The sequence below is a fragment of the Brachyspira sp. SAP_772 genome (assembly GCF_009755885.1).
In the GTDB taxonomy this organism is placed as follows: domain Bacteria; phylum Spirochaetota; class Brachyspiria; order Brachyspirales; family Brachyspiraceae; genus Brachyspira.
On record NZ_VYIX01000002.1, the window covers coordinates 844665 to 868936 of the forward strand.

The 24272-nt window shown below is 28.2% G+C and carries 21 protein-coding genes, 2 tRNA genes, 1 other RNA gene and 1 riboswitch; of the genes, 14 read left to right on the forward strand and 10 right to left on the reverse strand.

Annotated features, from left to right (window positions below):
- Positions 1 to 404: 404 nt before the first annotated feature.
- Both GQX97_RS08905 and GQX97_RS08910 read left to right on the forward strand, forming a co-directional pair.
- Entirely contained in the window at positions 405 to 1880 is a 1476-nt protein-coding gene (locus tag GQX97_RS08905) for a flavodoxin (protein ID WP_157151588.1), read from the forward strand.
- Between the two features lie 159 nt (positions 1881 to 2039).
- The gene (locus GQX97_RS08910) at positions 2040 to 2702 is read left to right on the forward strand and encodes a DUF4405 domain-containing protein (protein ID WP_157151589.1); all 663 of its coding nucleotides are present in this window, start codon (positions 2040 to 2042) and stop codon (positions 2700 to 2702) included.
- 832 nt (positions 2703 to 3534) lie between these two features.
- Here GQX97_RS08910 and GQX97_RS08915 read toward each other — a convergent pair.
- Positions 3535 to 4074 (reverse strand): flavodoxin family protein, encoded by a 540-nt coding sequence (locus GQX97_RS08915; RefSeq protein WP_157151590.1) that lies wholly within the window; start codon positions 4072 to 4074, stop codon positions 3535 to 3537.
- Positions 4075 to 4365: 291 nt separating this feature from the next.
- On the opposite strand from GQX97_RS08915, the gene GQX97_RS08920 reads away from it, so the two are divergent.
- The 7 genes from GQX97_RS08920 (at position 4366) to GQX97_RS08950 (ending at position 9735) form a co-directional block, all read left to right on the forward strand.
- Positions 4366 to 4836 (forward strand): cupin domain-containing protein, encoded by a 471-nt coding sequence (locus GQX97_RS08920; protein WP_232473320.1) that lies wholly within the window; start codon positions 4366 to 4368, stop codon positions 4834 to 4836.
- Between the two features lie 17 nt (positions 4837 to 4853).
- Positions 4854 to 5282 carry a cyclophilin-like fold protein gene (locus tag GQX97_RS08925; RefSeq protein WP_157151592.1) on the forward strand — a complete coding sequence of 143 codons (429 nt, stop codon included), beginning with the start codon at positions 4854 to 4856 and terminating at the stop codon, positions 5280 to 5282.
- A 45-nt stretch (positions 5283 to 5327) separates the two neighbouring features.
- Positions 5328 to 6152, forward strand: coding sequence for a carboxymuconolactone decarboxylase family protein (locus GQX97_RS08930; protein WP_157151593.1), 825 nt, complete (start codon positions 5328 to 5330; stop codon positions 6150 to 6152).
- 328 nt (positions 6153 to 6480) lie between these two features.
- Positions 6481 to 7032, forward strand: a complete 552-nt coding sequence (locus GQX97_RS08935) for a flavodoxin (protein ID WP_157151594.1) — start codon at positions 6481 to 6483, stop codon at positions 7030 to 7032.
- Positions 7033 to 7069: 37 nt separating this feature from the next.
- Positions 7070 to 7897, forward strand: a complete 828-nt coding sequence (locus GQX97_RS08940; protein WP_157151595.1) for an SDR family oxidoreductase — start codon at positions 7070 to 7072, stop codon at positions 7895 to 7897.
- A gap of 45 nt (positions 7898 to 7942) precedes the next feature.
- Positions 7943 to 8644, forward strand: a complete 702-nt coding sequence (locus GQX97_RS08945; protein WP_157151596.1) for a flavodoxin — start codon at positions 7943 to 7945, stop codon at positions 8642 to 8644.
- A gap of 461 nt (positions 8645 to 9105) precedes the next feature.
- Positions 9106 to 9735 (forward strand): DUF4405 domain-containing protein, encoded by a 630-nt coding sequence (locus GQX97_RS08950; RefSeq protein WP_157151597.1) that lies wholly within the window; start codon positions 9106 to 9108, stop codon positions 9733 to 9735.
- A gap of 7 nt (positions 9736 to 9742) precedes the next feature.
- Here GQX97_RS08950 and GQX97_RS08955 read toward each other — a convergent pair whose 3' ends face one another.
- Positions 9743 to 10672 (reverse strand): carbohydrate kinase family protein, encoded by a 930-nt coding sequence (locus tag GQX97_RS08955; RefSeq protein ID WP_157151598.1) that lies wholly within the window; start codon positions 10670 to 10672, stop codon positions 9743 to 9745.
- Between the two features lie 103 nt (positions 10673 to 10775).
- Here GQX97_RS08955 and GQX97_RS08960 point away from each other — a divergent pair, with 103 nt between their 5' ends.
- Positions 10776 to 11336, forward strand: a complete 561-nt coding sequence (locus GQX97_RS08960) for a phosphatase PAP2 family protein (protein WP_157151599.1) — start codon at positions 10776 to 10778, stop codon at positions 11334 to 11336.
- Between the two features lie 386 nt (positions 11337 to 11722).
- Here GQX97_RS08960 and GQX97_RS08965 read toward each other — a convergent pair whose 3' ends face one another.
- The 3 genes from GQX97_RS08965 to GQX97_RS08975 all read right to left on the reverse strand — a co-directional run bounded on the left by GQX97_RS08965 (position 11723) and on the right by GQX97_RS08975 (position 15761).
- Positions 11723 to 12673 carry a flavodoxin family protein gene (locus GQX97_RS08965; protein ID WP_157151600.1) on the reverse strand — a complete coding sequence of 317 codons (951 nt, stop codon included), beginning with the start codon at positions 12671 to 12673 and terminating at the stop codon, positions 11723 to 11725.
- A 612-nt stretch (positions 12674 to 13285) separates the two neighbouring features.
- On the reverse strand, positions 13286 to 14926 hold the full coding sequence (locus GQX97_RS08970; RefSeq protein WP_157151601.1) for a peptide ABC transporter substrate-binding protein: 1641 nt from the start codon (positions 14924 to 14926) through the stop codon (positions 13286 to 13288).
- A gap of 153 nt (positions 14927 to 15079) precedes the next feature.
- Positions 15080 to 15192: riboswitch (TPP riboswitch) on the reverse strand.
- A gap of 47 nt (positions 15193 to 15239) precedes the next feature.
- On the reverse strand, positions 15240 to 15761 hold the full coding sequence (locus tag GQX97_RS08975) for a hypothetical protein (RefSeq protein ID WP_157151602.1): 522 nt from the start codon (positions 15759 to 15761) through the stop codon (positions 15240 to 15242).
- 346 nt (positions 15762 to 16107) lie between these two features.
- Here GQX97_RS08975 and GQX97_RS08980 point away from each other — a divergent pair, with 346 nt between their 5' ends.
- Both GQX97_RS08980 and GQX97_RS08985 read left to right on the forward strand, forming a co-directional pair.
- Positions 16108 to 17466, forward strand: a complete 1359-nt coding sequence (locus GQX97_RS08980; protein ID WP_232473304.1) for an MBOAT family protein — start codon at positions 16108 to 16110, stop codon at positions 17464 to 17466.
- 15 nt (positions 17467 to 17481) lie between these two features.
- Entirely contained in the window at positions 17482 to 18903 is a 1422-nt protein-coding gene (locus GQX97_RS08985; protein WP_157151604.1) for a hypothetical protein, read from the forward strand.
- A gap of 402 nt (positions 18904 to 19305) precedes the next feature.
- Here GQX97_RS08985 and ffs read toward each other — a convergent pair.
- The 5 genes from ffs to GQX97_RS09010 form a co-directional block, all read right to left on the reverse strand.
- Positions 19306 to 19400: signal recognition particle sRNA small type (gene ffs / locus GQX97_RS08990), an RNA gene on the reverse strand.
- A gap of 24 nt (positions 19401 to 19424) precedes the next feature.
- Positions 19425 to 19509 (reverse strand) — tRNA-Ser (locus GQX97_RS08995).
- A 16-nt stretch (positions 19510 to 19525) separates the two neighbouring features.
- Positions 19526 to 19599: transfer RNA gene (locus GQX97_RS09000), tRNA-Arg, on the reverse strand.
- A 79-nt stretch (positions 19600 to 19678) separates the two neighbouring features.
- Positions 19679 to 21097 (reverse strand): ABC transporter permease, encoded by a 1419-nt coding sequence (locus GQX97_RS09005; protein WP_157151605.1) that lies wholly within the window; start codon positions 21095 to 21097, stop codon positions 19679 to 19681.
- Entirely contained in the window at positions 21097 to 22137 is a 1041-nt protein-coding gene (locus GQX97_RS09010) for an ABC transporter permease (RefSeq protein ID WP_157151606.1), read from the reverse strand. Before GQX97_RS09010 ends, GQX97_RS09005 begins: the two co-directional genes overlap by 1 nt.
- Before the next feature lie 179 nt (positions 22138 to 22316).
- On the opposite strand from GQX97_RS09010, the gene GQX97_RS09015 reads away from it, so the two are divergent.
- Together GQX97_RS09015 and GQX97_RS09020 are read left to right on the forward strand one after the other, a co-directional pair.
- Positions 22317 to 23606, forward strand: coding sequence for an AAA family ATPase (locus tag GQX97_RS09015; protein ID WP_232473306.1), 1290 nt, complete (start codon positions 22317 to 22319; stop codon positions 23604 to 23606).
- Positions 23599 to 24108 carry a hypothetical protein gene (locus tag GQX97_RS09020; RefSeq protein WP_157151608.1) on the forward strand — a complete coding sequence of 170 codons (510 nt, stop codon included), beginning with the start codon at positions 23599 to 23601 and terminating at the stop codon, positions 24106 to 24108. Before GQX97_RS09015 ends, GQX97_RS09020 begins: the two co-directional genes overlap by 8 nt.
- The last annotated feature ends 164 nt before the right edge of the window (positions 24109 to 24272 follow it).

Here is a 24272-nt window from a genome sequence, read left to right on the forward strand (position 1 = left end):
GATATATACAAAATATAAATACTATTTCATATATTTAAAAATGTAAAGCTAAAATACTCGCACTTTTTGGTTCTTTGACGAAGTCCGCACCGTGTAGCTGCGGGAAAAAGAACAACATAAAAATTGACAAACTTAAAAATTTTTAGTGTATATAAAAACTTTATCCATAATATATTTTCAATAAAAAATTATAAAAAAATTAAAAATTATAATAATTAGCTATTGACATTGAAGTTCACTCTAATGATAAAATCAGAATACAATTTATTAATACATAAAGAAGCAGAGATATAAAACTATTTCCATTATAACACTAATAATGTTAATAACTTACAGTATGCTGCTTATAAAAGTATAAATTAATAAATATTCATAATTTTTATTAATCAATGGAGGATAAATTTATGAAAAATAAAAAAATAACATCAACATTCACCGTTTTAAGTATTATTTTAATAGCTGGTATAATATTTTTTACATCACAAAAAAACAATAACAATATAATACCTGAACAAAAAATTTTTGCTCAAGATATTAATATAAACAATTCAGGAGATATTCAAATGGTTAATGACGGTTTTATATTATTAAAAGGCGGCAGCTTCATGATGGGAAGTCCAGACAATGAAGCTCAACGAGATAAAGATGAAGTTTTGCATGAAGTTATAATAAATCCATTTTATGCAGATCCTTATGAAGTTACACAAAAAGATTATCAAACAGTAATGGGAGAAAATCCAAGCTATTTTAAAGGAGAAAATTTACCTGTAGAAAATATCACTTGGTATGATGCTGTAGAATACTGCAACAGATTAAGTGAAATGAGAGGACTAAAACCTGTATATATAATAAATGGCAATAATGTAACTTGGGATAGAAGTGCCAACGGTTACAGACTTTTAACAGAAGCAGAATGGGAATATGCTGCAAGAGCAGGTACAAGAACCATATTTAATTCAGTTAATCATATTACAAGTGATAATGCTAATTTTGAAGGGAGCTATCCTTATCTTATAGAAGAAAATTATGTTAACCATCATAATCCTAATGTAAAAACAAGCCGTTACAGAGGAGAAACTATAGAAGTTGATAGTTTAAGCCCAAATCAATTTGGACTTTATAATATGCATGGAAATGTTTCTGAATGGTGCTTTGATTATTATGGAGAATATGACATAGCAAATAAAAATAATCCTACCGGAGCAAGTAATGGATATTTAAGAGTAAGCAGAGGCGGAAGCTATATTGATTTTGCAAAACATTTAAGGTCTGCATATCGTTCTGCATGCAATCCTTTAAGTACTGACAGAAATACTGGATTTAGAATAGCAAGAAATGCAAATGCAATTAATGATGTTATAGCAACAAGACATTCATTAAATATAGAAATACCAAAAAATCCAAAAATATTAATAGCATATTTTTCTTACTCTGGAAATACTAGAAATGCAGCAAATATTATAAAACAAAAAACAGGTGCGGATATAATAGAAATTGAAATGAAAACGCCATACAGAGGCAGAGGAAATATATATGAAGTATCTCAAATAGATTTAAATAGAAATGTTTATCCGGAATTAACTCAGCATGTAAATAACATGTCGCAATATGATGTAATATTACTTGGCTACCCTACTTGGTGGGCAACTATGCCTATGCCTGTATTTTCATTTATAAGAGAATATGATTTTACAGGAAAAACAGTTATTACATTCAGCAGTCATGGAGGTACTATGTTTGGTGAAAGTGTATCTGATTTGGCTAAACTTATACCTAATGCTTATGTAGGATTGGCATTAGAATTTAATTATTCAGGAGGAAGAGGATTAGAAAATAGAATTTCTGATTGGCTAAAATTAAACGGCATTCAAGAGAAATAAATAATAATATATTTTTTATTTTGTTTCACTTTTTAATATAGTTTTACAGCTTATGATTTAATAAATATAATTAAAAATTTATAAGTCTGTATAAGCCTCTAGTTTAATTATAAACAACTAGAGGCTCCTAATAAAATATTAGTTATATGAGAAGATTATATGAAAACATTAATAAAAAAAATTATTAAAATCATTATAGATATTGTAATGTTTATTATATTCATTTACCTTATGAGTTACAGACCCGGCAGAGGATTATCACAGCATGGAATTCTAGGCTTTACATTATTTGTTTTATTTATACTTCATCATATTTTAAATATAAAATGGTATGGAACTATAATTAAAGGCAAATATACGTTTGCTAAAAAAATGTTCATAATAATAAATATGATATTATTTTTAGATATGATTATTATGGCAATAAGCTCTATTATGATGTCTGGAGATATATTTGCATTTTCGCCTTTTACATCAACACAGTTTGCAAGAAATATACATGTATCATCAACGGCATGGGGATTTATATTTATGATACTTCATATAGGACTGCATACTCATAATATATTCAAAAAAATATATACAAGTTTAAATAAAACATATTTTAAATATATTTATACGGCAATATTTACAGCAATATTATGTTTGGGTGTATATTGTTTTATAACAAGCAAAATAATTAATTCTATGCTGCTTATACCTAAACAAAATCATTCATTTTATGCTTTATATTTTTATTTTGAATATATAATGATGACTATAGCAGCATCGCAAATTATTCATTTGATTTTTAAAATTAGAACTATTATAAAAAAACAATAATAATTATTTTTTATAAAGTTTATCTCATAATATTTTTGAATCTTTTGAAAATACTTCTTTATAATTTTTTATAAAATCATAAAACAAATATTTATCAATACTTTTTTATTATAACTAATTATAAGATATAAGTATTTAATATATTTCAATAATAACTTAAAATTAACTCATAAAACAATAAAGGGAGGACATCATAACTATATCATAAATAATAAAATCAATAGGTTCATCAAAAGATACTTTGAGAGATTATAAAAAATAGGAATAATATCTGAAATATGCAAAATAAAAGCGGTATTATAAATTAAAATGATTATAATTTGCAATGCATGAAATTCTCAAAGTCAATGCACTATATTGGAATATATACTGAAAATTTTTAACTTTGTCAATTTTTTTATTCAACTTTTTCCCGCCTTCGCACCAATACCTAAAGGTACTTCCTACGGTCGCCCTGAAGGACTCCCTTTGGTCGCAGGCACTTCCTTCGGTCGCTTTGCGGACTTCGTCAAAAGAACCAAAAAGTGCAAATGTTTTAGCTTTATATCTTGGAATATATAAAATAATATTTATATTTTGTATATACATAAAAAGTTATACTTCATTAAATGCAGTTCTTTTGGTTCTTTTATACCAATAAAAGAACTGGGGTGCGGGGCAAAGCCCTGCAAATATCATAAATTAAAAAATTAATTTTATACAAAATATATTTATCTTACATTTTTTACTATATGTTAAAAAGAAATTGGCATATTTTAAAAAGCTATACCAATTTCTTAATTATATTGAAATAAATTATATGACTTACTTTTTAAGCCTAAAAATTAAATAATCAAACATTCAATCCCATATTGTATGCTTCTTGCATGAACTTTTTATCATTGATTTCGCCTTTATTCCAAACGCTATGTGCTAATATAATTCCTCTCTCTCTAATATCTTCTAAACAATCCAAAAATCCTCTAAAACCGTCAATAGTTCTCTCCATCTCTTTTTCATCTTCGGTAGCAGCGGTTGCGATAAAATAAAAATCTTTGTTTTTGATTTCTAAATATCTAGTAACACATCTGTCTATAAATGTTTTCATTTGAGCATTCATTGTGTAAAAGTAAACAGGTGTAGCCATTACTATTACATCAGCCTCAACCATTTTCTCTAATATTCCTTCCATATCATCTTTTTGTACGCAAGGCTTATTATTTTTATAGCAAGTTCCGCAATCTTCGCAGTAATTAATTTTTTTATCTTTAAGAAATATTTTTTCAGCATTATGTCCTTTTTCTTTAGCACCCTTTAAAAACTCATCGCATAATGTATCAGAATTGCCGCCTTTTCTTGGGCTAGATGATATTATCAATACTTTTTTACTCATTTTATAACCTCTTATTTATTTTTATTAATTATATTATAGCATTAGAGTATACTCCAATGTCAAATGATTTAGAAAGTTTTTTTATATTTTTTTATTTAATAGAAAATGATATTTTGATTGAGTGTAAAAAAACTATATTCTCTAAATATATATACTTTTTTGTTATAATTAATTATAAGACATAAGTATTTGATATATTTCTCTTTTTAGTTAGAATAAAGCCAAGTGTTAAGAACAATATTACAAAAAGGAGAAAATATGAAAATAGTAGCATTAATTATATTATTGGTTATGATAATATCATGTAATTCAAACAATTCAAACTCTTATTCCTATCAAAAATCGCCAACAGAAACTGTATTAATAAAAAACGGTGAAGGACAAAAATCAAAAGGCTCAGCAGATTATTTTACAGGAGATGTTGAAGTAGAAATTATAACTAATCCAAATGAAACATCTAAGTTTTCTGTAGCTTATGTTACTTTTCAGGCAGGGGCAAGAAGTGCATGGCATACTCACCCAGCAGGCCAGCATTTAATAGTTGTTGAAGGAATAGGGCTTACTCAGGAAGAAGGAAAACCTATACAAGAGTTTAGAGCGGGGGATACTTTATATTGCCCTTCTAATATTAAGCATTGGCATGGTGCTTCTTATGATTCTCCTATGAAGCATATTGCTATTACAGGAGATTCTAATGGAAATAATGTTACTTGGATGGAGCATGTTACTGATGAGGAGTATTATAGATATACTAATCAATAATAGAGGGTTTAATATTTATGAAAAAAATTGTTGCAGCTTTTTTATTATTTGCGGGGTTATTCACTATGAACGCTTTTACACAAACTACTAGAATAAAATTAACATTCAATAATAATGAAGTTTATGCGGTAATAAACAATTCAAAAGCAGGAAACGATTTTTTATCTCTTCTTCCTTTAAGTGTTAAAGCAGAAGATTTTAACTCCACAGAAAAAATATTTTATTTAAGCAAAAAATTAAATACTCAAAATGAACCAGACGGCATAAATCCAAAAGCAGGTGATATCACATACTATGCTCCTTGGGGAAACATTGCCATATTTTATAAAAACTTTAGATATTCAAATAATTTAATTTATTTAGGTAAGTTTGAAAATGCATTGGATGCAGAAAAACTTTCAAACATTAAAGGAGATTTTTACATACGAATTGAGAGGGCGAATTAAAGAACTATATATAAATTAAAAAATAATTAGGATAGGAGGATTAAAATGAAAAATATATTAAAAATTATTATTTTGCCATTAATTTTATTTTCATGCGTGGAAAACTCGCAAAGCAAAGGAGGAAATCTAATTATGACAGAAAAAGCAAAAACTAAATACAATGAACTCTTGAAAAGAGAAGCCGCTTCAACAAAGCCTAATGATGAAGAATTAGAGAGCATATTTAATAATTTTGTTTATGGAGAAGTTTATAATCACGGCACAACATTAGAGCCTAAATTAAGAGAGCTTGTAACATTAGTTTCTCTAACAGCTTCACAGGGTACTGATATGATAAAAGAGCATGTTGAAATAGCTTTGAATGTTGGGGCTAGCGGAGAGGAGATAAAAGAGGCATTATATCAATGTGCTCCTTATGTTGGTTATCCGAGGGTGTTTGCTGCATTAGAAAAAGCAAATGAAGTTTTTAAACAAAAAAATATAACAGTAAAATCTCAGGCAACCGTTACAGAAGATACAAGATTTGACAAGGGCTTAGAAACACAGGTAAGCATATTTGGAGATATAATATTATCTGCTCATTCTAATGCTGCTCCTAATCAAAAGCATATACAGAATTTTTTATCGGCTAATTGTTTTGGAGATTTTTACACAAGAGAAGGTTTAGATTTACAAACAAGAGAGTTATTAACATTTATAATGATAATATCTTTAGGGGGAGCAGAGCCTCAAGCGACAGCACATGCGAATGCCAATATTAAGATGGGCAACAGTAAAGATATGATGCTTGAAGCAGTAACACAATGTTTGCCTTACATAGGCTACCCAAGAACCTTGAACGCCATAACAATAATTAATAATATAGAATGAGATGTATTAAGAAAGGTTGTTACATACTGAAAAATTAGTTTTTACATTTTATATTTGTGCTGACAGGGGGGAGTTCCTCTCAAATAATTAAAAAGTTGTTGTTCTTTTTCCCGCGTACGAGCTATACCACCTTGCCGCACGGTAATGCTATGCTTTAACTATAACTTCTTAGTCGTGCGGGGGAGTGCATTTTAATGTACAATTAAATTATAAAATTTATAATAAAAATGTAGTTCTTTTGGTTCTTTTATACCAATAAAAGAACTGGGGTGCGGGGCAAAGCCCTGCAAATAATTAAAATAAAAAATTCATTAAAGGAAGGTTTATAATGATGAAAATAATTAAAACAATGTTAATGTCATTGCTTATTTCAAGCACATTATTAGTTGGAGGATTAAACGCTCAAAGCTCAAAAACTTTAATAGTGTATTTCTCTTGGGGCGGAAACACTAGAACCGCTGCCAATATGGTTAAAAACATCACTCAAGCAGATATGTTTGAAATAAAAACTGCTGAAAGCTATCCAACTTCTTATAATGACACTGTGAATCAGGCAAGAAAAGAATTAAATGATAATTTTTTACCAAGATTGAGTGCTAATATAAATAATTTAGATAACTACGACACTATAATATTATGTTACCCTAATTGGTGGGGCACTATCCCTCAGGCGGTAAAACAATTATTATTAACTCATAATTTCAGCGGTAAGAAAATTGCTCCTTTATGTACTCATGGAGGCGGAGGAGTTGGAAGAAGCATAAACGATATAAAAAATTTATGCCCTAATTCTACTATATTAGATAGCTTGAGTATATCAGGAAGAAGAGTAAATAGTTCAGAAGATAGTATTAGAGAGTGGCTAAGAAACATTAATTAAAACATTATAAGAATTTAATTATAGGAGAATTTAAAAAATGAAAAAAGATGTTCTTGTTTTAATAGGTGCGGGTTCTATTGGAATTGCTATAGCAAGAAGAGTAGGAATTGGAAAGCATATTGTGCTTGCCGATTTCAATATAGAAAATGCTAAAAGAGAATCACAAATATTATACAATGCAGGGTTTGAAACTTCTGTATTTGAAACGGATATTTCTTCAAGAGAATCAATTTTAAAACTTATAGATTTCTTAAAAGGTTTAGGAAAAGTAAAATATTTTGTTAATGCTGCAGGCGTTTCACCATCTCAGGCGTCTATCGAAGATATTTTGAAAGTTGATTTATATGGAACTGCAGTTTTGCTTGAAGAGTTCGGCAAGGTGATAGAAGATGGAGGAAGCGGAGTGATAATATCTTCTCAGTCTGGTTATCGTTTGGGCTCTCTCACAGACGAAGAAAATAAAATACTTGCTACCACTCCAACAGAACAATTATTATCTTTGCCAATACTTGAAAAAGCTTCAGACACATTAAAAGCCTATCAATTATCAAAAAGATGCAACTGTCTTAGGGTGATGTATGAGTCTAGCAATTGGGGCAAGAGGGGAGCAAGGTTAAACTCAATAAGCCCGGGCATAATAATAACTCCATTAGCAAACGATGAATTAAACGGACCAAGGGGAGCGATGTATAAAAGAATGCTAGAGCTTTGTCCTTCAAAAAGGGCAGGCACTCCTGACGATGTTGCTAATGTTGCTGAATTATTGATGACAGAGAGAGGTTCATTTATTTCTGGAAGCGATTTTCTTATGGACGGGGGAGTAACAGCATCTTGGTGGTACGGCGAATTATCAGAGAGTAAATAAAGTTTTTTTAAATTGCAAACTAAAAAATTATTAAGGAGTGTATTAATGAGAGTATTTAAAATAATATTTATGCTTTTATCAATAATTATGTTATCTTGCAGTAATAATGATACTCAAAAAAAAGATTATATAGTTTCTAATATTGAGAGTTTAGAAAGTTCAGAAAACATTAATGCTCTGAATATTAACGGCACTCAAAACAAAATATTAATAGCATATTTTACATGGTCAGACAACACAATAGTAGAAAATCCTTCATCTATTGACGTAGACGCTGAAACTTCTGCAAGTGTGTTATCTCCGGGCAATGCCGAATTAATTGCTAATTGGATAGCTGAAGAGACAGGAGGAGATTTATTTAGCATAAAGACACAAAATAAATATTCAAGCGATTATGATGAATGTTTGAATCAGGCAAGAAGGGAGAGAGACAACAATGAAAGACCAGCGTTAGTAGGCAGAGTTAATAACATTGATGATTATGATGTTATATTTTTAGGCTTTCCGAACTGGTGGTATACATGCCCAATGGCAGTTTTTACATTTGTTGAAAGCTATGATTTATCAGGCAAAACAATAATACCATTTTGCACACATGGTACAGGAGGACTTTCAAGAACAATAAGAGATTTAAAAAACTTACTTCCAGCAAACTGCGAAGTGTTAGAGGCTATAGGGGTGTATAGACCAGAAGTAAAGAACTCAAAAAGTAGAGTTTTGGATTGGCTAAGGAAGCTTGGCTATTAAAGTTTATAAGATGTTTTTATAAAAATAAAATGCCTGTAGTTTTTATATTGTAAAAATATAGATATAAAACAATACTTATACTTAAAAATGCAGCCTTTTTGGTTCTTTGATGAAGTCCGCAATTTTTTGTTATTTGTGGTGGCTTTGCCCCCTGCGAAGCGTGCCCTTAGGGTACACACCCCCACTTCTTTTGGTGACCCAAAGAAGCAAAAGGACTGCATTTAATAAAGTATAGCTTTTTATGATATACAAAATATAGATATTATTTTATATATTCCAAGATATAAAGCTAAAACATTTGCACTTTTTGCAACTTTTTGCGGCGGGAAAAAGTTGAATAAAAATAAAAACATAAACATTATTTTAGATTTATATATTCCAAAATATGGAGCTAAAACACTCGCACTTTAAATAATTAAAATATGTGAAACTATAAAACAGCAAACTAAGGAGAAGCTTCGATGAAAAAAATAATTAAAATTACTGTAGACATAATAATGACGCTGCTCTTTTTTGTTTTAATGGCATATCACTTTACAGGTGATGCCATGCATGAATATTTGGGCTTTATGCTTTTTATATTTTTTATACTTCATCATATACTCAATTTTAATTGGTATAAAAATATTTATAAAGGCAAATATAATTTTAATAGAATATTAAACACATTCATTAACACTATGCTTTTTTTGTGTATGGCGGGACTCATGATTAGCGGAATATTATTTTCTCAAAGAGTGTTAGGTTTTCTTAATATTCACAACAGTGGAATGTTTACAAGACGCCTTCATATGATTTCAAACTCTTGGGCTTTTATATTTATGTCGGCACATTTGGGAATGCATTGGGGTATGTTTATAAATAAAAAGTTTATTAAAAAACAAATATCTATAATAATAGCTTTGTTTGTTTCTATATACGGAGTTGTTTCATTTATTAAAAGAGGATTATACAACAAAATGTTTCTGCTTGTGGATTTTGCTTTTTTTGATTATGAAGAGCCTGTAATATTTTTCTTTATGGATTATGTATCTATAATGGGGCTGTTTATATTTATAACATATTGCTTAAGAAAAATATCAAAAGGATAAATTTTATTTAATTAAATATCATGTTTAGTCTTTGCTGAACATTTTCTAAGCTTATATTATTGTTAATAGTCTCTTCGCTTTCTAATGCAAGCATAGACATAATGGCAGCAAACTTTACTTTGTAGTCCAAATCAAAATTGTTGTATATAGAATAAATTATTCCAGCCATAAATGCATCTCCCGCTCCAGAAGCATTTAAAATGTTTACTTTGGGTGCTTTTAGATGTGCGGGCTTTGTTTTGTATGAGGCGTAGCATATTCCTTTCTCTGCGAACGTTATGTATATTTCTGATACTCCTATATCTATAAATCTACCCACCGCCTCCAAACCTTCTTCTATAGTGCTAATGTCTTTATTTAAGAGAAATGAAGCCTCGTTTGAATTAAGCTTCAATGCATATATATGTTTTTCTAACCCTTTTATATTTTCTGCTTTTTTTACAGATACAGCATCGCATAATAATTTTTTTTCTGGAAAGTTTTTTATTAAATATTCAAAAATCTCTCTTTTTATTACGGCATCTATTGTGATGAACTTTGCATTTTTTATTATTTCTTTTATGCTTTCTAAATATTCTATAGTAATGTTTTCATCAAGAGCGTCCATATCAGAAACGCCTAAATACATATCTTTATCATTATTCATAATAGCCATATATGTGGTAGATGAGCCTTTTTTTATGATATATGAAGTGTCTATATTAAGAGATTTTATATTGTTTAGAAGAATGTCGCCGAATATATCATTTCCTATGGATGTGATAAACTTAATATTATGAAGACCTAAGTTTGATAGGTTATGAACAATGTTTCTTTCAACGCCTCCTGCACATATATTAATTTTTGCAGGATTTGATTCTCTTAATAAAATATTTTCCTTAGAGAAGCCTTGTATATCTATATTAGAGCCGCCTATAGAAACTATATACTCATTCATAAACTGTTTTTCCTTTTTTGTTTTTTTATGTTATATTAAAAGACATCATTTGACAATATGTTTTATATATTTTTTTGATATAAATATTTATGAGTTTTAGTTTATGATAAGCGGTATAATAAATAAATTAGACGTTTCTGCAATAGAGTTTGTACATAGTTTGCATAATAATTTTAATTACTTGGACTATTTTTTTTCATTAGTTACAAATATGGGGGAGGCTTTATTTTTGTGTGCAGTGATTATAACTTTTTTGATATTTAGAAAAACTAGACTCTGCGGCATAAATATGGCCATTAGTTGTTTTATAGTATTCATCATTACAGCTGTTATATTAAAGCCTTTGATAGCGAGAGAGCGTCCATTTACAGAATATTATGATTATTGGGTCGCTGTAGGCAGTCACATTGAAACATCATTCTCTTGCCCGTCATCTCATGCCGCTCTCTCTTTTGCTGTGTACTTTCCTATATTTTTATATTTTAATAAATTATATAGCTCTTTGGCTGTAATTATTGCTTTGATTATAAGTTTTTCGAGGGTCTATTTGATAGTGCATTATGCAAGCGATGTTATTTTTGGGGCTTTGATTGGGCTTATTGTTTCATCTATTGTATATATTATTATAAATAAAAATAGGTTATTATTTTATAAGTTTACATAATATAATAGTAGAAAAGTTTTAATAAATCTTCGCAGTTGTTTCTTAATGAGGCAGAGGATTTTATAAAGGCCATAAAATATTTTAAGTTAAAGGAAGAATAATAGTATATAACTATGTTTTGTAGAAAAGTTTTTATTTTTTGTGTATGTCTTTAATAAAATTGCATTTTCGTAAAGCGTGCCCAGATGGCAAAAACTTTGACGAAGTCCTCAGAGCGACCGAAGGAAGTGCCTTTAGATATGGGTGCGTAGGCGGGAAAAAGTTAAATAAAAATACAAACATACAAGATAAAATTTAATTATTTAGATATATATAAACTCAAAAAATAAAAGCACTATTTATTAAATAGTGCTTTTTTATTATATAAAAAGTTTTATTAACCGCTATTATTTTATAGTTTCAAATTTCATCTCTCTAAATCTTTTATATTCTTCTTCTATCTCAGGCTTTTTAGACATGAAATTAGCCCTTGTCTCCATTATCTCTTGTAAATGTACTGCTCTTGCTTCGTTAATGTTTCTGTCTCTTATAAGACCGTTTTCAGCAAGCACAAATTTATATTGTCCATCTTCTCCTTTTACTAAATCGCCACCCGCACCACAAACAGCACATTCAAAATTAAACTTAACTCCGTCCCAATGCTCTTCACCCGGATATATTAAAGAGGAATGACATCTTGGGCATAAACCTAAATTAGGATCTCCAAGCCATTTTCTCTCTTCAACAGGAGTGTTAATTGCTTGGGCAATGTTTTTTCCCATTTTGTAAGCTCTCTCCAAATAGTCTTTATGTATGAGAACATTTCCTGGTCTTCCAACACTTGTAGCTAAATACATATCAACTACTGTAATAGATTGAGTAAACATTGTAGCAGCAAGTCCTTCCAAACTCATAGTCTGCCAGTCATGTTTAGAGCCGCCAACTCCTATAAGGCCTGCTACTGTGTGAGGGTCTTTTTTTACTTGTCCTATCTTTATTCTAAATGATAACTCATAAGCCAAGAATCTCTGAGCGAATGATAAATATAATGAAGAAGGAAGCAAATCATAAGTAGGGCAGCCCACTATTATTCCTTCGCATTCATTCATAACATTAACTATCTTGTCCATATCATCTTTTTCTTTGTAGATGCAGCCTTTATATTCTTTTTTTTCTTTGAATGCTTTCTCCATACCTATTGTACATGATTCGCATCCTGAACAAGGCTTTATATCATAATCAAATAAATTAATAAGTATTGCTTCGCCTCCTGCATCTTTCACTGCTGTTAAAGCTTGTTTTACTAAAATTTCGCTGTTTCCATTATGTCTGCCAGCAACTATTCCCATAACTTTCATAGAATATAATTCTCCTTTTTTATTAAAATCACTGGATAGGCTGCCAGTCTTCGTATTTTGATTTAAAAAATGATATTATCGAAGTTTATCGGAAATCTTATATTTGTTACTAAATATAAGCACCTACCTTATTTTGATTAATTTATTATACATTATAATTTAGAAAAAATCAAGAAAAAAAGTTTATTATGTTTTTTGCTCTTTTTTAATCCCCGCCCTATTGGCTTTTGTGTTTATATACAAAATATTGTTTTAATATTCTTTATTGCATAATTAAAAAAAGCACACCCACCCAAGCTTTGATTAGACTAATAATCTATTTTCCCGCACGGTAAATATTTTTTAGAAAAATAATAAAAATCGTATTTCAAATTAAAATTATATATTTTGTTTTGCTTAACGTGCGGTGTGATAATTTTTTAATTTAAAAACCACTTGGGTGGGGCGCTAAAAATTCTCATTGTGCAATGAATATAGAGAAAGTTTAAATTTAAAATTAGAGCAGAAAGATAAAAGGGTGGGGTGTGTAAATAAAATTTTTTAAGGAATAAAATACTATACTTAAAATAGCACTTTATTCCTTAAATTTATTAAAATTATAATTTATTAAAACTACTCTTCTATATATGCATAATTAAATTTATATCTTCCCAAAGGCTCATCAATATAATTTTTTAATTTTGGATTAACAACTAAAAAATCTGTTCTATATATAAAAGGTATTATAGGTGCCTCTTCAAAAAGAATAGCCTCTGCTTCTTTTAAAGCTTCCATTCTATCTTTTTCATTTGTTGAAGTAGTGGCAAAGTTTATTAAATAGTCATATCTTTCATTTGAAAATCCGCCGTAGTTTATATCACTGTCGCTTGTCATAATCTGAAGAATTGTAAGCGGGTCATTATAATCGCCTGTCCAGCTTGTTCTAGCTATTTGGTAATTGCCTGATTGTCTGAAAGGAAGTGTGATTTTTGACTCTTCTGTTCTAACTGCAACATCAATATTCAAATTATTTTTCCACATCTGCTGAATTGCTTCTAATACAGTGGTATAGAAACCAGATGAAACTTTTACTTCTAATATAGGGAAATTTTCTCCGTTAGGGTATCCTGCTTCGGCTAATAATTTTTTTGCTTCTATTATATTATTGCTGTAATTGTTCGCTATTATAAAATTGCTGCTCTCTTCTCTAAAAGATTTTTCAAAACCTTTTACAACAGGAGCAACAAAGCTTTCTGCTGCTATTAGTCTGCCGTAGCCAATATTGCTTACAATGTAATTTCTGTCTATTGCCAAAGATAATGCTTTTCTTACTCTCTTGTCGGATAATGTTTTATCTTTTGTGTTTAAATCTAAATAATATACTCCTATAATATCGCTTACAGCCATGAGATTTTCTTTTATTAGGTTTTCTATTTCACCAATAGGAGGAGCATTAATAGAAAAGTCAACATTTCCTGTTCTCACAGCATTAAGAGATATGTATTCATCAGCTATCAAAACAAAATTGATTTTTTTAGCAATCTGATTTTTGTAATCCCAATAATTAGTATTAAGTTCAAATGCAATAAGTTCATCAGGCTTTCTATCTGTCATCTTATAAGCACCATTTCCAATATAGCTTTCAGGTTTCCATGTCCAATCATCGCCGTATTTATTTATAATGTCCTCTCTCACAGGAACATAACAACCACCAGAAGCTAAAATATCTTCAAAGTATAATGTAGGGTTTTCAAGTTCTATTGTAAGAGTGTTTTCGTCTACCGCAGTAACGCCTAAACTTTCAACAGGCTTTTTGCTCATGTTTATATCTTTTGCATTTTTTATATAATACATTAAATATGCTATAGGTGAAGCTGTTTTAGGATCAACCACTCTTCTATATGAATAAACAAAATCATTGGCTGTTAGTTTTTTACCGTCGCTCCATTTGGCGTCTTCTCTTATGTGGAATGTATATTTTAATTTATCTTCGCTTATCTCCCATTTATCTGAAGAGCCTCCAACTATTTTGTTGCTTATATCTTTTGTTAATAATCCTTCAAAAGCATGATTAATATAAATAAACCCATATGTTTCATCGTTTATTGCTGGGTCAATGGATTGAAGCTCATATCCTAAGTTTATTGTAAGTTCATCTTTAATGTTTTTTGTTTCTTTGCTGCAAGAGATGATTAGCAAGAAAGTTAGAAAAATAAAAAATGTTTTAAATAAACTCTTAATAAAAAAGTTTTTTGTTTTAAGATTATAAGTCATAAAAAACTCCTAAAAATATTAAATAGAGATTTTTATAACGCCGTTTGTCTTGTTTTAATTAATTATTTTTAGTCTTGTTATTGATATAGTCTAATTTAATAAAACAAGACCAACATTAGAAAAGGTCTCATTTTATTAATTTATTTAGAATTAAGTAATAAAAGAGATAATTCCCTACGCTGGCATTACCCAAACAGGTTATAAGGGTCGAAGTTTAATTATGTAAACTTCCTCTCAGCCTTTTATAAGCTCCCCATGTTGATAATATGATATAATATTTTCATTTTTTTATCAATATTTTATAATTAATATTTTATGAAACTATTCTAAAATAATCATATAGTAATAAATATATTAAAATTTGTATAATTATTAATAGGGATATATATGCTAATATGAGTTTATTTTCTTTGATTATTGAAAATATATAAAATAAAAATATAAGAAATAAATATATTATAAAAGCGTATAAGTATACATTGTTTTTTATTTTTAAAGTATATTGTATGTTGTCAATTTTATTATTTGTATCTATTGGCTCAGTAGTTATTAATCTACCAAAAGGACTTCCGTTTTCTCCCATTTTAATTTCTTTTATAAAACTATTATCTTTAAGGATTTTATCAATATTTAAATATACTCCATAAACATCTCCATTTCTAAAAACTTTATCATAATAATTTATTTTAAATGAGTATGTGTTATTTTCAATATGTTTTATATTTGTTAAATATCCTATTCTATTTATATTGCCTAAAATTACAAAAGTTGCTAATAAAATTAATGTGAAAATCATTGAAATAATGCAAATAAAAAGAGTTTTTTTATTTTTCATAAATAAGACCTTATAAGTATTAAATCTAATGTACATGATATACAAAAAAAATCAAGTAATTTACATATTTTTGTTGATTTTTATTTGTTATAATATATAATAAATTGTCATGATTATAGTTAACCAAACCAAACCAAACCAAACCAAACCAAACCAAACCAAACCAAACCAAACCAAACCAAACCAAACCAAATAGAATACTTTTGCATTTTTTTCTGGGAGTTAAATAATGCTGTTTAATTCCACAGAATTTATGATCTTTTTTCCTATAACACTCGTTTTATACTGGATATTTCCAAAAAAGTATAGATATATTTGTTTGTTTATAGCTAGCTATACATTTTATATGTTTTGGAACCCTAAGTATGCTTTATTAATGGCTACTTCTACAGTTGTAACATTTTTAAGCGGTATATTAATAGAAAAACTAAAATATAGAAGAACAGTAGTTGCTTTTAGTTTTATTATCAATCTTGCTATATTGGTATTTTTCAAATATTTTGATTTTCTTCTACAGAATATTAATATTTTATTGTCAGTATTTAATATAAAATTGGTAGAAAAGCCTCTTGATATTATTTTACCTGTAGGAATATCTTTTTATACTTTTCAGGCATTAAGCTACACAATAGATGTTTACAGAGGTGAGATAAAGTCAGAGAAAAATATTATTAAGTATGCGTTGTTTGTATCATTCTTCCCTCAATTAGTAGCAGGGCCAATAGAGCGTTCTAAAAATTTGCTTATTCAGGTAGAAAATTTAGATAAAGTAAAAAGATTCGATTATGATAGAATGACAGAAGGTTTATTATTAATGCTTTTTGGTTATTTTCAAAAGATGGTCATAGCAGACAGAGCAGCAATATTAGTAGATACAGTATTTAATAGTTATTATGAGTATAACAGTATGGCTTTAATTTTAGCAGCAGTATTTTTTTCTATTCAGATATACTGTGATTTTGGAAGTTATTCATTAATAGCGATTGGAACAGCTAAAGTTATGGGAATCAATTTAATGGAGAATTTTAACACTCCATATTTTGCTAGAGGGATAAAGGAGTTTTGGGGTAGATGGCATATATCATTATCTACTTGGTTTAGAGATTATCTTTATATACCTTTGGGCGGAAATAGATGTTCAAAGCTTAGAAAAAGTTTTAACATATTAGTAACGTTTTTAGTAAGCGGACTTTGGCATGGAGCTAATTTTACCTTCATTGCTTGGGGAGCTATACATGGTATTTGTCATATAATAGAAGAACAATTAAAACCTATCAAAGAAAAATATTTAAATAAGTTTAATATTAGAACAAATGTCTTTAGTTTCATTATATTAGAAATAATCATTACTTTTATAATAGTAGATTTAGCTTGGATATTTTTTAGGGCTGAAACTATATATGATGCCCTTCTTTATATAAAAAGAATATTTACAAGAATAGATTTATGGACATTGTTTGATGGTACTTTATATAATTTGGGATTGAACATTTTTGAGATGAATATACTCATAATAGCTTTATTTATATTGATATCAATAGATTTAATAAAGTACATAAGAAAAGAGAGTATATTTGAGTTTTTAAGTAAGCAAAATCTATATTTTAGATGGTTTGTGATGTTATTTTTAATTTTTTACATAATTGTTTATGGTAAATATGGAGCAGGATTTGACCCTAAACAGTTTATATATTTCCAATTTTAATATTGTGAGAGAATTATGAAAATAAAAATTATTAAAATTGTACTTTTTATATCTATTTTTATATTTATTTTTATCAAAATAAATAAAACTCTTATTTTAAAAAGTACTTACGGTATCAATCAGTTTAATATTTTTTATAAACAAGAAAAAAGATCTGTAGATGTACTATTTTTTGGAAGCAGTAGGGTATTTTTTGGCATTAATCCTGGAATATTGTATAAAGATTATGGAATATCATCCTACAATTTGGCTACTTCTTTAACTCCATTTTGGCAGATATATTTTTCTGTAAAAGAATCATTAAAGACTCAAACCCCAAAACTTATAGTTATTGAAGCTTATACTACAGTATTTGTACGAGAATACACTACAAAAAGTAGTATATTAAATTTTATTTCTGGATTAAAAATATCAGAATTAAAATTAAATGCTATAAAGGTTAGTGTACCAAAAAAAGAAATAGATAAGTATTTTAATTTTATGTATCAATATCATGATAGATATTCTATTCTGAAAAAGAATGATTTTATAAACGATAACAGTTTGCAATATTTTAAAGGATTTTCCTATCTTTATAATACAGAAAAAAATGTTAAATATAGCACTAATTTAGTGAGGGAGAATTTGAAACTTTATTCAAAAACAGAAGAATATTACAGAAAAACTATAGAACTAGTAAAAAAATATGATATTCCTATTTTAATAATTCTTTCTCCATATATTAATATTCCATTGACATATAACCATAAAAAAATTTTTAATAGTGCTGAAAATATAGCTAATGAATATGATATACCCTTTATTGATTTTAATTTATACTATGATGAGTATAAATTAAATTTTTATGAAGATTTCAATGATTGGACTCATTTAAACTATAAAGGTTCAACTAAATTTACGAGATATTTAGGAAAATATTTAAAAGAGAATTATGATTTAGCTGACAGACGAGGAGATCCTAAATATTATTCTTGGGAGATAAATGCTGAATATCAGGATAAAGAAATTTATAATTTTGAATTAAAACAATATACTAATTTAAATAAATATATAGAAAAAGTAAAAAATGCTGATGATTATGTTATAGGTATTACTATGCTTGGAAATTATCAAAGTAACGATATCATTGTTCAAAATATAATATCAAATTTTAATATTAATGATATTTATTTACAAAATTCATCTTATGTAATAGATAATAATAAACTTATATATTCTTCATCTAGTTCAAATCAATATTTATTTTATGATGAAATAGGAAACTATACTGATTTAGTTGTAGATAGTGGTAGAAAATTATCTATTAATAGGACAAACTATATTAAAACAACAAATGGAATTAATATGGTAATTTATGATAAATTTACAGAAGAAATAGTTGATAATATATATTTGGAATATAAAGATAATTCTATTGACACTACAATTAAGAGATAATTATATTTTAAAAAAGTTTTTTATTTCTAATCAAGAGAGCATAGCATGAATTTTTAAGTTTGCTAATTTAGAGTTTTTTTATTTTATTATTTTTGGGATTAGACCTCAAGCCCAACTTCTTTTACCGAGTAGGTACATTTCGGTATTGGTATAAAAGAAGCCTATATCCTTCGGATACGCTTCTCGAAGAACTGCATTTAATGAAGCATAGTTTTTTATATACATATATAAGTATAAACATTATTTTTATATATTCCAAAAATATAAATCTAAAGCATTTGCACTTTTCACTAAGCGTACCCGTAGGGTAAAAACTTTGCGGCGGGAAAAAGAACAACAAAAAAATTATATAGAAAAAGATGTTTATTTACATTAAAAAATCATTGTGAATAAAAAGGCCCCTTATAACAGGAGAACTAGCACCCAGTTGGGTTGACTTACCGTTGCTTCCTTCCGAACCTGGCGGATTCATCATCAACTGCCGTAGAACCCCGTTATAAGAGATGTAGGAAACTAAACTACGGAGAGAGTGGGATTCGAACCCACGGTACTGTTACATACACACGACTTCCAATCGTGCTCCTTCAACCGCTCGGACATCTCTCCATATATTTAATTTAAACGTGCCTGAGAAGATTTGAACTTCCAACCTTCAGAACCGCAATCTGATGCTCTATCCAATTGAGCTACAGGCACATAGGTTTTATAGTTTAAAAATTATAACATAAAAATATTTTTTTGCAAATATTTATTTTTATAATCTAATTAATTATTCTTATCTGCTCTTTAGTTTTGGATGAAGTATCTTATCTAATGCAAAACCCAAAAAGGCAAAAGACATTCCCAATATAGCAATTAATATTCCCGGAGGTATTATCCACCACCAAAGCCCAGAAAGCACAGCAGAACCCTTCATAGCATCATGCAAAATCTGCCCCCAAGTAACTATAGTGGCATCTCCAAGCCCAAGTAAAGATAATGAAGACTCATAAACTATGGCAGAAGGCACCGCCAAAGCCATAGAAGCAAATGAAAAAGGCAAAAGTAGCGGTGCTAAATGATTAAATATTATTCTAAAATGCGAAGCCCCTATTGTACGTGCTGCCTCAATGTATGTCTCTTCTTTAAGCTGCATAGCCATAGAACGAACAGTCATAACTGAACCAGTCCAAGAGAAAAATATCATCATGCTTATCATAGTCCATATTGTAGGCTTAAATATTGCACTCATTACTATCATTACAGGCAAAACAGGTATGCCTATAAATATCTGATACACAAACTGCATAAAACTATCAACAAACCCTCCAAAATATGCAGACACTATTCCATACATCACGCCAATTATAACCGATATAAAACTCGTAGCTATGCCTATAAATAATGCCCACTTAAGACCTGATATTAAACCAGAAAATATATCTCGCTTCATATTGTCAGTGCCCATTATTCCAGACATTGAGCCTACCAACACCATATAAGGATTTTCAAAACTTGAATTAGCGTCAGAAAAATTAGCTGTTACTTCAAATTTATAAATACCTTTTAATGCCAAGAAATTTTTTGCCATATCATCTTTTTTTGTATTAAAAAGTATTTTCATTGGGTTGGTTGTGAGAGTGTCGATTTGTCTTGCTAGCATTCTAGGAACCGACTCTCTGTAAAACCTAAATATTCTATTTTTTGAATCATTAAATGCGGATATTCTTAAGTCGCCTTTTATATTATGTAAACTGTCTGATAGTGTGATTACTTCCCCGTCTGGTCTTGTTACATTCCAAACTAATGCAGAAGAATTATCTACATTAGCATGAAAGATTAAATCAACGGGAGATTTATCAAATTTATAATCATATTCAAATACTGCTTTGTATACTGCTTGACTATCTATATAATTAGTTTCTACGCTTATAGGTTTTATATCTGTTGTAATTGCTGATTTTTCTCTGCTAAAGAAATTAAGCCATTCTGGTGGGGCTGATGCTGGGTTATCCTGCCAATATGTGATATCTCTCCAGCGTTTTGGTGCTTCTTTGTATGTGAGTATTAATGGCTCAAATAGCGAAACAAATATTGCCAAAACAAGTATGCATAAACCTACAACGCCTGTTTTATCTTTTTTAAACTCATTAAAAAATTCTATTAGAGGGGCAAGCTTTTTATTAAGATTATTTTTATTAATATCCTTACTCATTACATCTTGCCTCCAACTTTTATTCTAGGGTCTAAGAATCCGTAAGATATATCAAGCACAACCAAACCAAATTGATAAAGAGCAGTAGTAATAGCTAAGTTTCCCATAAGCACAGGTATATCATTTTGCTGAACGGATATCCAATAAAGATTGCCCAAACCCGGCCAAGAGAATATTCCTTCAAATATGATAGAGCCTGCAATAGAGCCAAGCAGTCCTAATAAAGTTATTGTAACTATAGGAGGAGCTGAACTTCTTAAAGTATGCCCTAGTAACACAGACTTTTCTGATATACCTCTAGCACGAGCCGCCATAATATAATCTTCTTGAAGAGTGGATAGCACTATATTTCTCACAACAAAAGAAAGCCCCCAAAATCCTATTGATGTTAATGTGAGCATAGGTAAAGCCATATGCCATAACATATCCAAATAATACATTATGCCTTCAGGTGTGGGTATGGAATGAACCCCTCCAGATGGAAACAAATTAAACTTATAAACAAATATCATTATAAGTATCATAGAAAGCCACCAAGTAGGCATGCCGTAAACTATCATAGTGATAATGCTTGTAGTTCTGTCAAATAATCCGCCTGCTTTTCTTGCCTTTACAAGCCCTATTATTAAACCTATTATCATTTGTATGATTGATGCTGTTGTAAAAAGTATTATAGAGCGGGGGAGGGCTTCTCCTATTATCTTTATAACATCTCTGTTTCCGTTAGAATCCATCATTATAGTAGATTTGCCAAATTGAAATGTAATAGTGTTAATTGCCCTTATAAATATTCTCTCACCAATGCTTCTGTTGAGCCAATATATATCATAATAGTATGCTCTTCTCTCTTTAATAAAGTTTTCCACATCTTCTGTACGCATATTGCTAAGTCCGCGTACTTCGGCATTAATATTTTCTTCTATCTGTGCTTTAAGAGTTTTTTCGCTCACAGTGTTAAATATAGCAGAAGACATAAACATAAGTATCACAAACATGATTATGCCTTTTAGTATTCGTTTGATTACAAAATAAGTAAACATAATATTATCCTTACTTATGATTATACTAAAAAGAGTTAAAATTGTAAAGTATAATAGCTTAAATTATTTTTTATGGTTTTTATTTATGATTTTTTATAATTATATAAACCTGAAATTTTCAATATAGACTATTTTTTATATTTTAAGTATAATAGTTTTATATGATTAATGGAGATAATATGCAAAAAATAATTATTAAAAATTTACTTGTTGTAAAAGATTTTGAAATGGAAATTAATAAATTTAATTTAATTATAGGAGAACAATCTTCAGGTAAAAGCACAATAAGTAAAGCCATATTTTTCTTCAAAGAAATAAACACTCAAATAAAAGTTTATATATTTGCTTATAAAAATAAAATACAATACAGGATAAAAGAAATATATAATAATATAATAAAAGATTTTTTTATAAGTATATTTGGAAAATTGGAAAATATAGATGATAATTTATATTTGAAATATATATACAAATCTAATACTTATATAGAAATTACAAAAAAAAATAATAATTTAAATATTAATTACAGTGAAGATATAATAGTATTTTTTAATAAATTGGAAATTGATATAAAAAAAATTTTTGAAGAATATTTAAATGTTAATAGTTTAATAATATTTGAAGATATTTTTGAAAGAGGTATAGGTAAAGAAATAAATGATTTTTTTGAAAATGAATTAATAACTTACTATATACCAGCTTCAAGAAGTTCTATAGCATTATTGAATAATCAAAGAACTAGATTAGATTATAATACTATAGATCTTATATTTTATCCTTTTTTTACACTTGTTGAAAAAATTGAGTTCCTATTCAAAGATGGAGTTCGAAATTTTATAAATAATAGCAATGATGATAATAAAAAAATATTTCTAAATGAAATGAATAAAAAAATAGAAAAATATATGGGTGGAGAATATTTTTGTGATGATAAGTTTGGGTATATAAAATTAGAAAATAGCAACAAAAAAATACCTGTAGATAAAATATCATCTGGCCAGCAAGAAATATTATGGCTTTTAAATTGTTTATTAGGTATAGCATGGTTAAATAGAAAAAATATTTTTCTTATAATAGAAGAACCTGAAGCTCATTTATATCCAAAAATGCAAAAAGAAATTATAGATTTTATTGTTAATTTTATGAATATGACTAATAACAGTATTTTAATTACAACTCATAGCCCTTATATATTGACAAGTGCTAATAATTTGCTTTATGCTGGAAAACTAAAAGAAAATTATAAAGACAATAAAGAAAAAATAGAAAAAATTAATAATATTGTAGGTGAATATGGAGCTATTAATCCTAATGAAATAAATGCTTTTAAATTATACTTAAATGATTTTAGATATACAAATCTTATTAATGAAGAACAGGAAATTAACTCTGAAGAAATAGACGATGTATCTAATACTATTAATGAAACATATACAAAACTGTTTGATATGGAATTAAATAATGAATAATAATTATGAACTATTAAAAAAAGATGATAGAAAAACTTTATCAGATTCACAAACAAAACTTTATATAAAAGCAGAAAATGATATCTTTATCATAAAAGTGGATAATGGTATATTTAATGACAATGTAAAAAAATGTGATTATTTAGCATATAGAAAAAAAGAAGTTTCTAATTTTATAGAATTAAAAGGTGTAAAAATAGATAAAGCATATATTCAAATTATAGAAACAATAAAAAATATTTCAGACAACAATAAATTGAAACATTTAATAGATACTAAGAAAGTAAAAGCTTATATAGTTAGTAAAGAAAAAAATAAAATTCCTCAAGGTATAGAAAATAAATCAAGAGAATTAGCAAAACTTTTATTTGCTAATTCTAAAATAAAACCTCAAAATATGTTTGAGTTAATTAATTATGTTCTTGTGGTTTCTGATAAAGATAAAAGGCAATCTAATGGAAATAGAATAATATGTTCATCTAAAAAACCTTTAATATTATAATATATACATAAGCAGCTATATTTTTATCAAAAATAAATTTTTTAAATTTAAAATGTTTGCAGGGCTTTGCCCTTAACGAAGTACACACTGAGCACTTCGCTTCTTTTGCGACCGTATGGAGTCCTTCAGAACGACTGTAGGAAGTGCCCTCGACGCGCCACAAA

Excerpts from the sequence above, each read along its gene's own strand:
- GQX97_RS08905 (WP_157151588.1), top strand. The coding sequence starts at position 405 with ATGAAAAATAAAAAAATAACATCAACATTCACCGTTTTAAGTATTATT.
- GQX97_RS08910 (WP_157151589.1), top strand. The coding sequence starts at position 2,040 with ATGAAAACATTAATAAAAAAAATTATTAAAATCATTATAGATATTGTA.
- GQX97_RS08915 (WP_157151590.1), bottom strand. The coding sequence starts at position 4,074 with ATGAGTAAAAAAGTATTGATAATATCATCTAGCCCAAGAAAAGGCGGC.
- GQX97_RS08920 (WP_232473320.1), top strand. The coding sequence starts at position 4,366 with ATGATAATATCATGTAATTCAAACAATTCAAACTCTTATTCCTATCAA.
- GQX97_RS08925 (WP_157151592.1), top strand. The coding sequence starts at position 4,854 with ATGAAAAAAATTGTTGCAGCTTTTTTATTATTTGCGGGGTTATTCACT.
- GQX97_RS08930 (WP_157151593.1), top strand. The coding sequence starts at position 5,328 with ATGAAAAATATATTAAAAATTATTATTTTGCCATTAATTTTATTTTCA.
- GQX97_RS08935 (WP_157151594.1), top strand. The coding sequence starts at position 6,481 with ATGATGAAAATAATTAAAACAATGTTAATGTCATTGCTTATTTCAAGC.
- GQX97_RS08940 (WP_157151595.1), top strand. The coding sequence starts at position 7,070 with ATGAAAAAAGATGTTCTTGTTTTAATAGGTGCGGGTTCTATTGGAATT.
- GQX97_RS08945 (WP_157151596.1), top strand. The coding sequence starts at position 7,943 with ATGAGAGTATTTAAAATAATATTTATGCTTTTATCAATAATTATGTTA.
- GQX97_RS08950 (WP_157151597.1), top strand. The coding sequence starts at position 9,106 with ATGAAAAAAATAATTAAAATTACTGTAGACATAATAATGACGCTGCTC.
- GQX97_RS08955 (WP_157151598.1), bottom strand. The coding sequence starts at position 10,672 with ATGAATGAGTATATAGTTTCTATAGGCGGCTCTAATATAGATATACAA.
- GQX97_RS08960 (WP_157151599.1), top strand. The coding sequence starts at position 10,776 with ATGATAAGCGGTATAATAAATAAATTAGACGTTTCTGCAATAGAGTTT.
- GQX97_RS08965 (WP_157151600.1), bottom strand. The coding sequence starts at position 12,673 with ATGAAAGTTATGGGAATAGTTGCTGGCAGACATAATGGAAACAGCGAA.
- GQX97_RS08970 (WP_157151601.1), bottom strand. The coding sequence starts at position 14,926 with ATGACTTATAATCTTAAAACAAAAAACTTTTTTATTAAGAGTTTATTT.
- GQX97_RS08975 (WP_157151602.1), bottom strand. The coding sequence starts at position 15,761 with ATGAAAAATAAAAAAACTCTTTTTATTTGCATTATTTCAATGATTTTC.
- GQX97_RS08980 (WP_232473304.1), top strand. The coding sequence starts at position 16,108 with ATGTTTTGGAACCCTAAGTATGCTTTATTAATGGCTACTTCTACAGTT.
- GQX97_RS08985 (WP_157151604.1), top strand. The coding sequence starts at position 17,482 with ATGAAAATAAAAATTATTAAAATTGTACTTTTTATATCTATTTTTATA.
- GQX97_RS09005 (WP_157151605.1), bottom strand. The coding sequence starts at position 21,097 with ATGAGTAAGGATATTAATAAAAATAATCTTAATAAAAAGCTTGCCCCT.
- GQX97_RS09010 (WP_157151606.1), bottom strand. The coding sequence starts at position 22,137 with ATGTTTACTTATTTTGTAATCAAACGAATACTAAAAGGCATAATCATG.
- GQX97_RS09015 (WP_232473306.1), top strand. The coding sequence starts at position 22,317 with ATGCAAAAAATAATTATTAAAAATTTACTTGTTGTAAAAGATTTTGAA.
- GQX97_RS09020 (WP_157151608.1), top strand. The coding sequence starts at position 23,599 with ATGAATAATAATTATGAACTATTAAAAAAAGATGATAGAAAAACTTTA.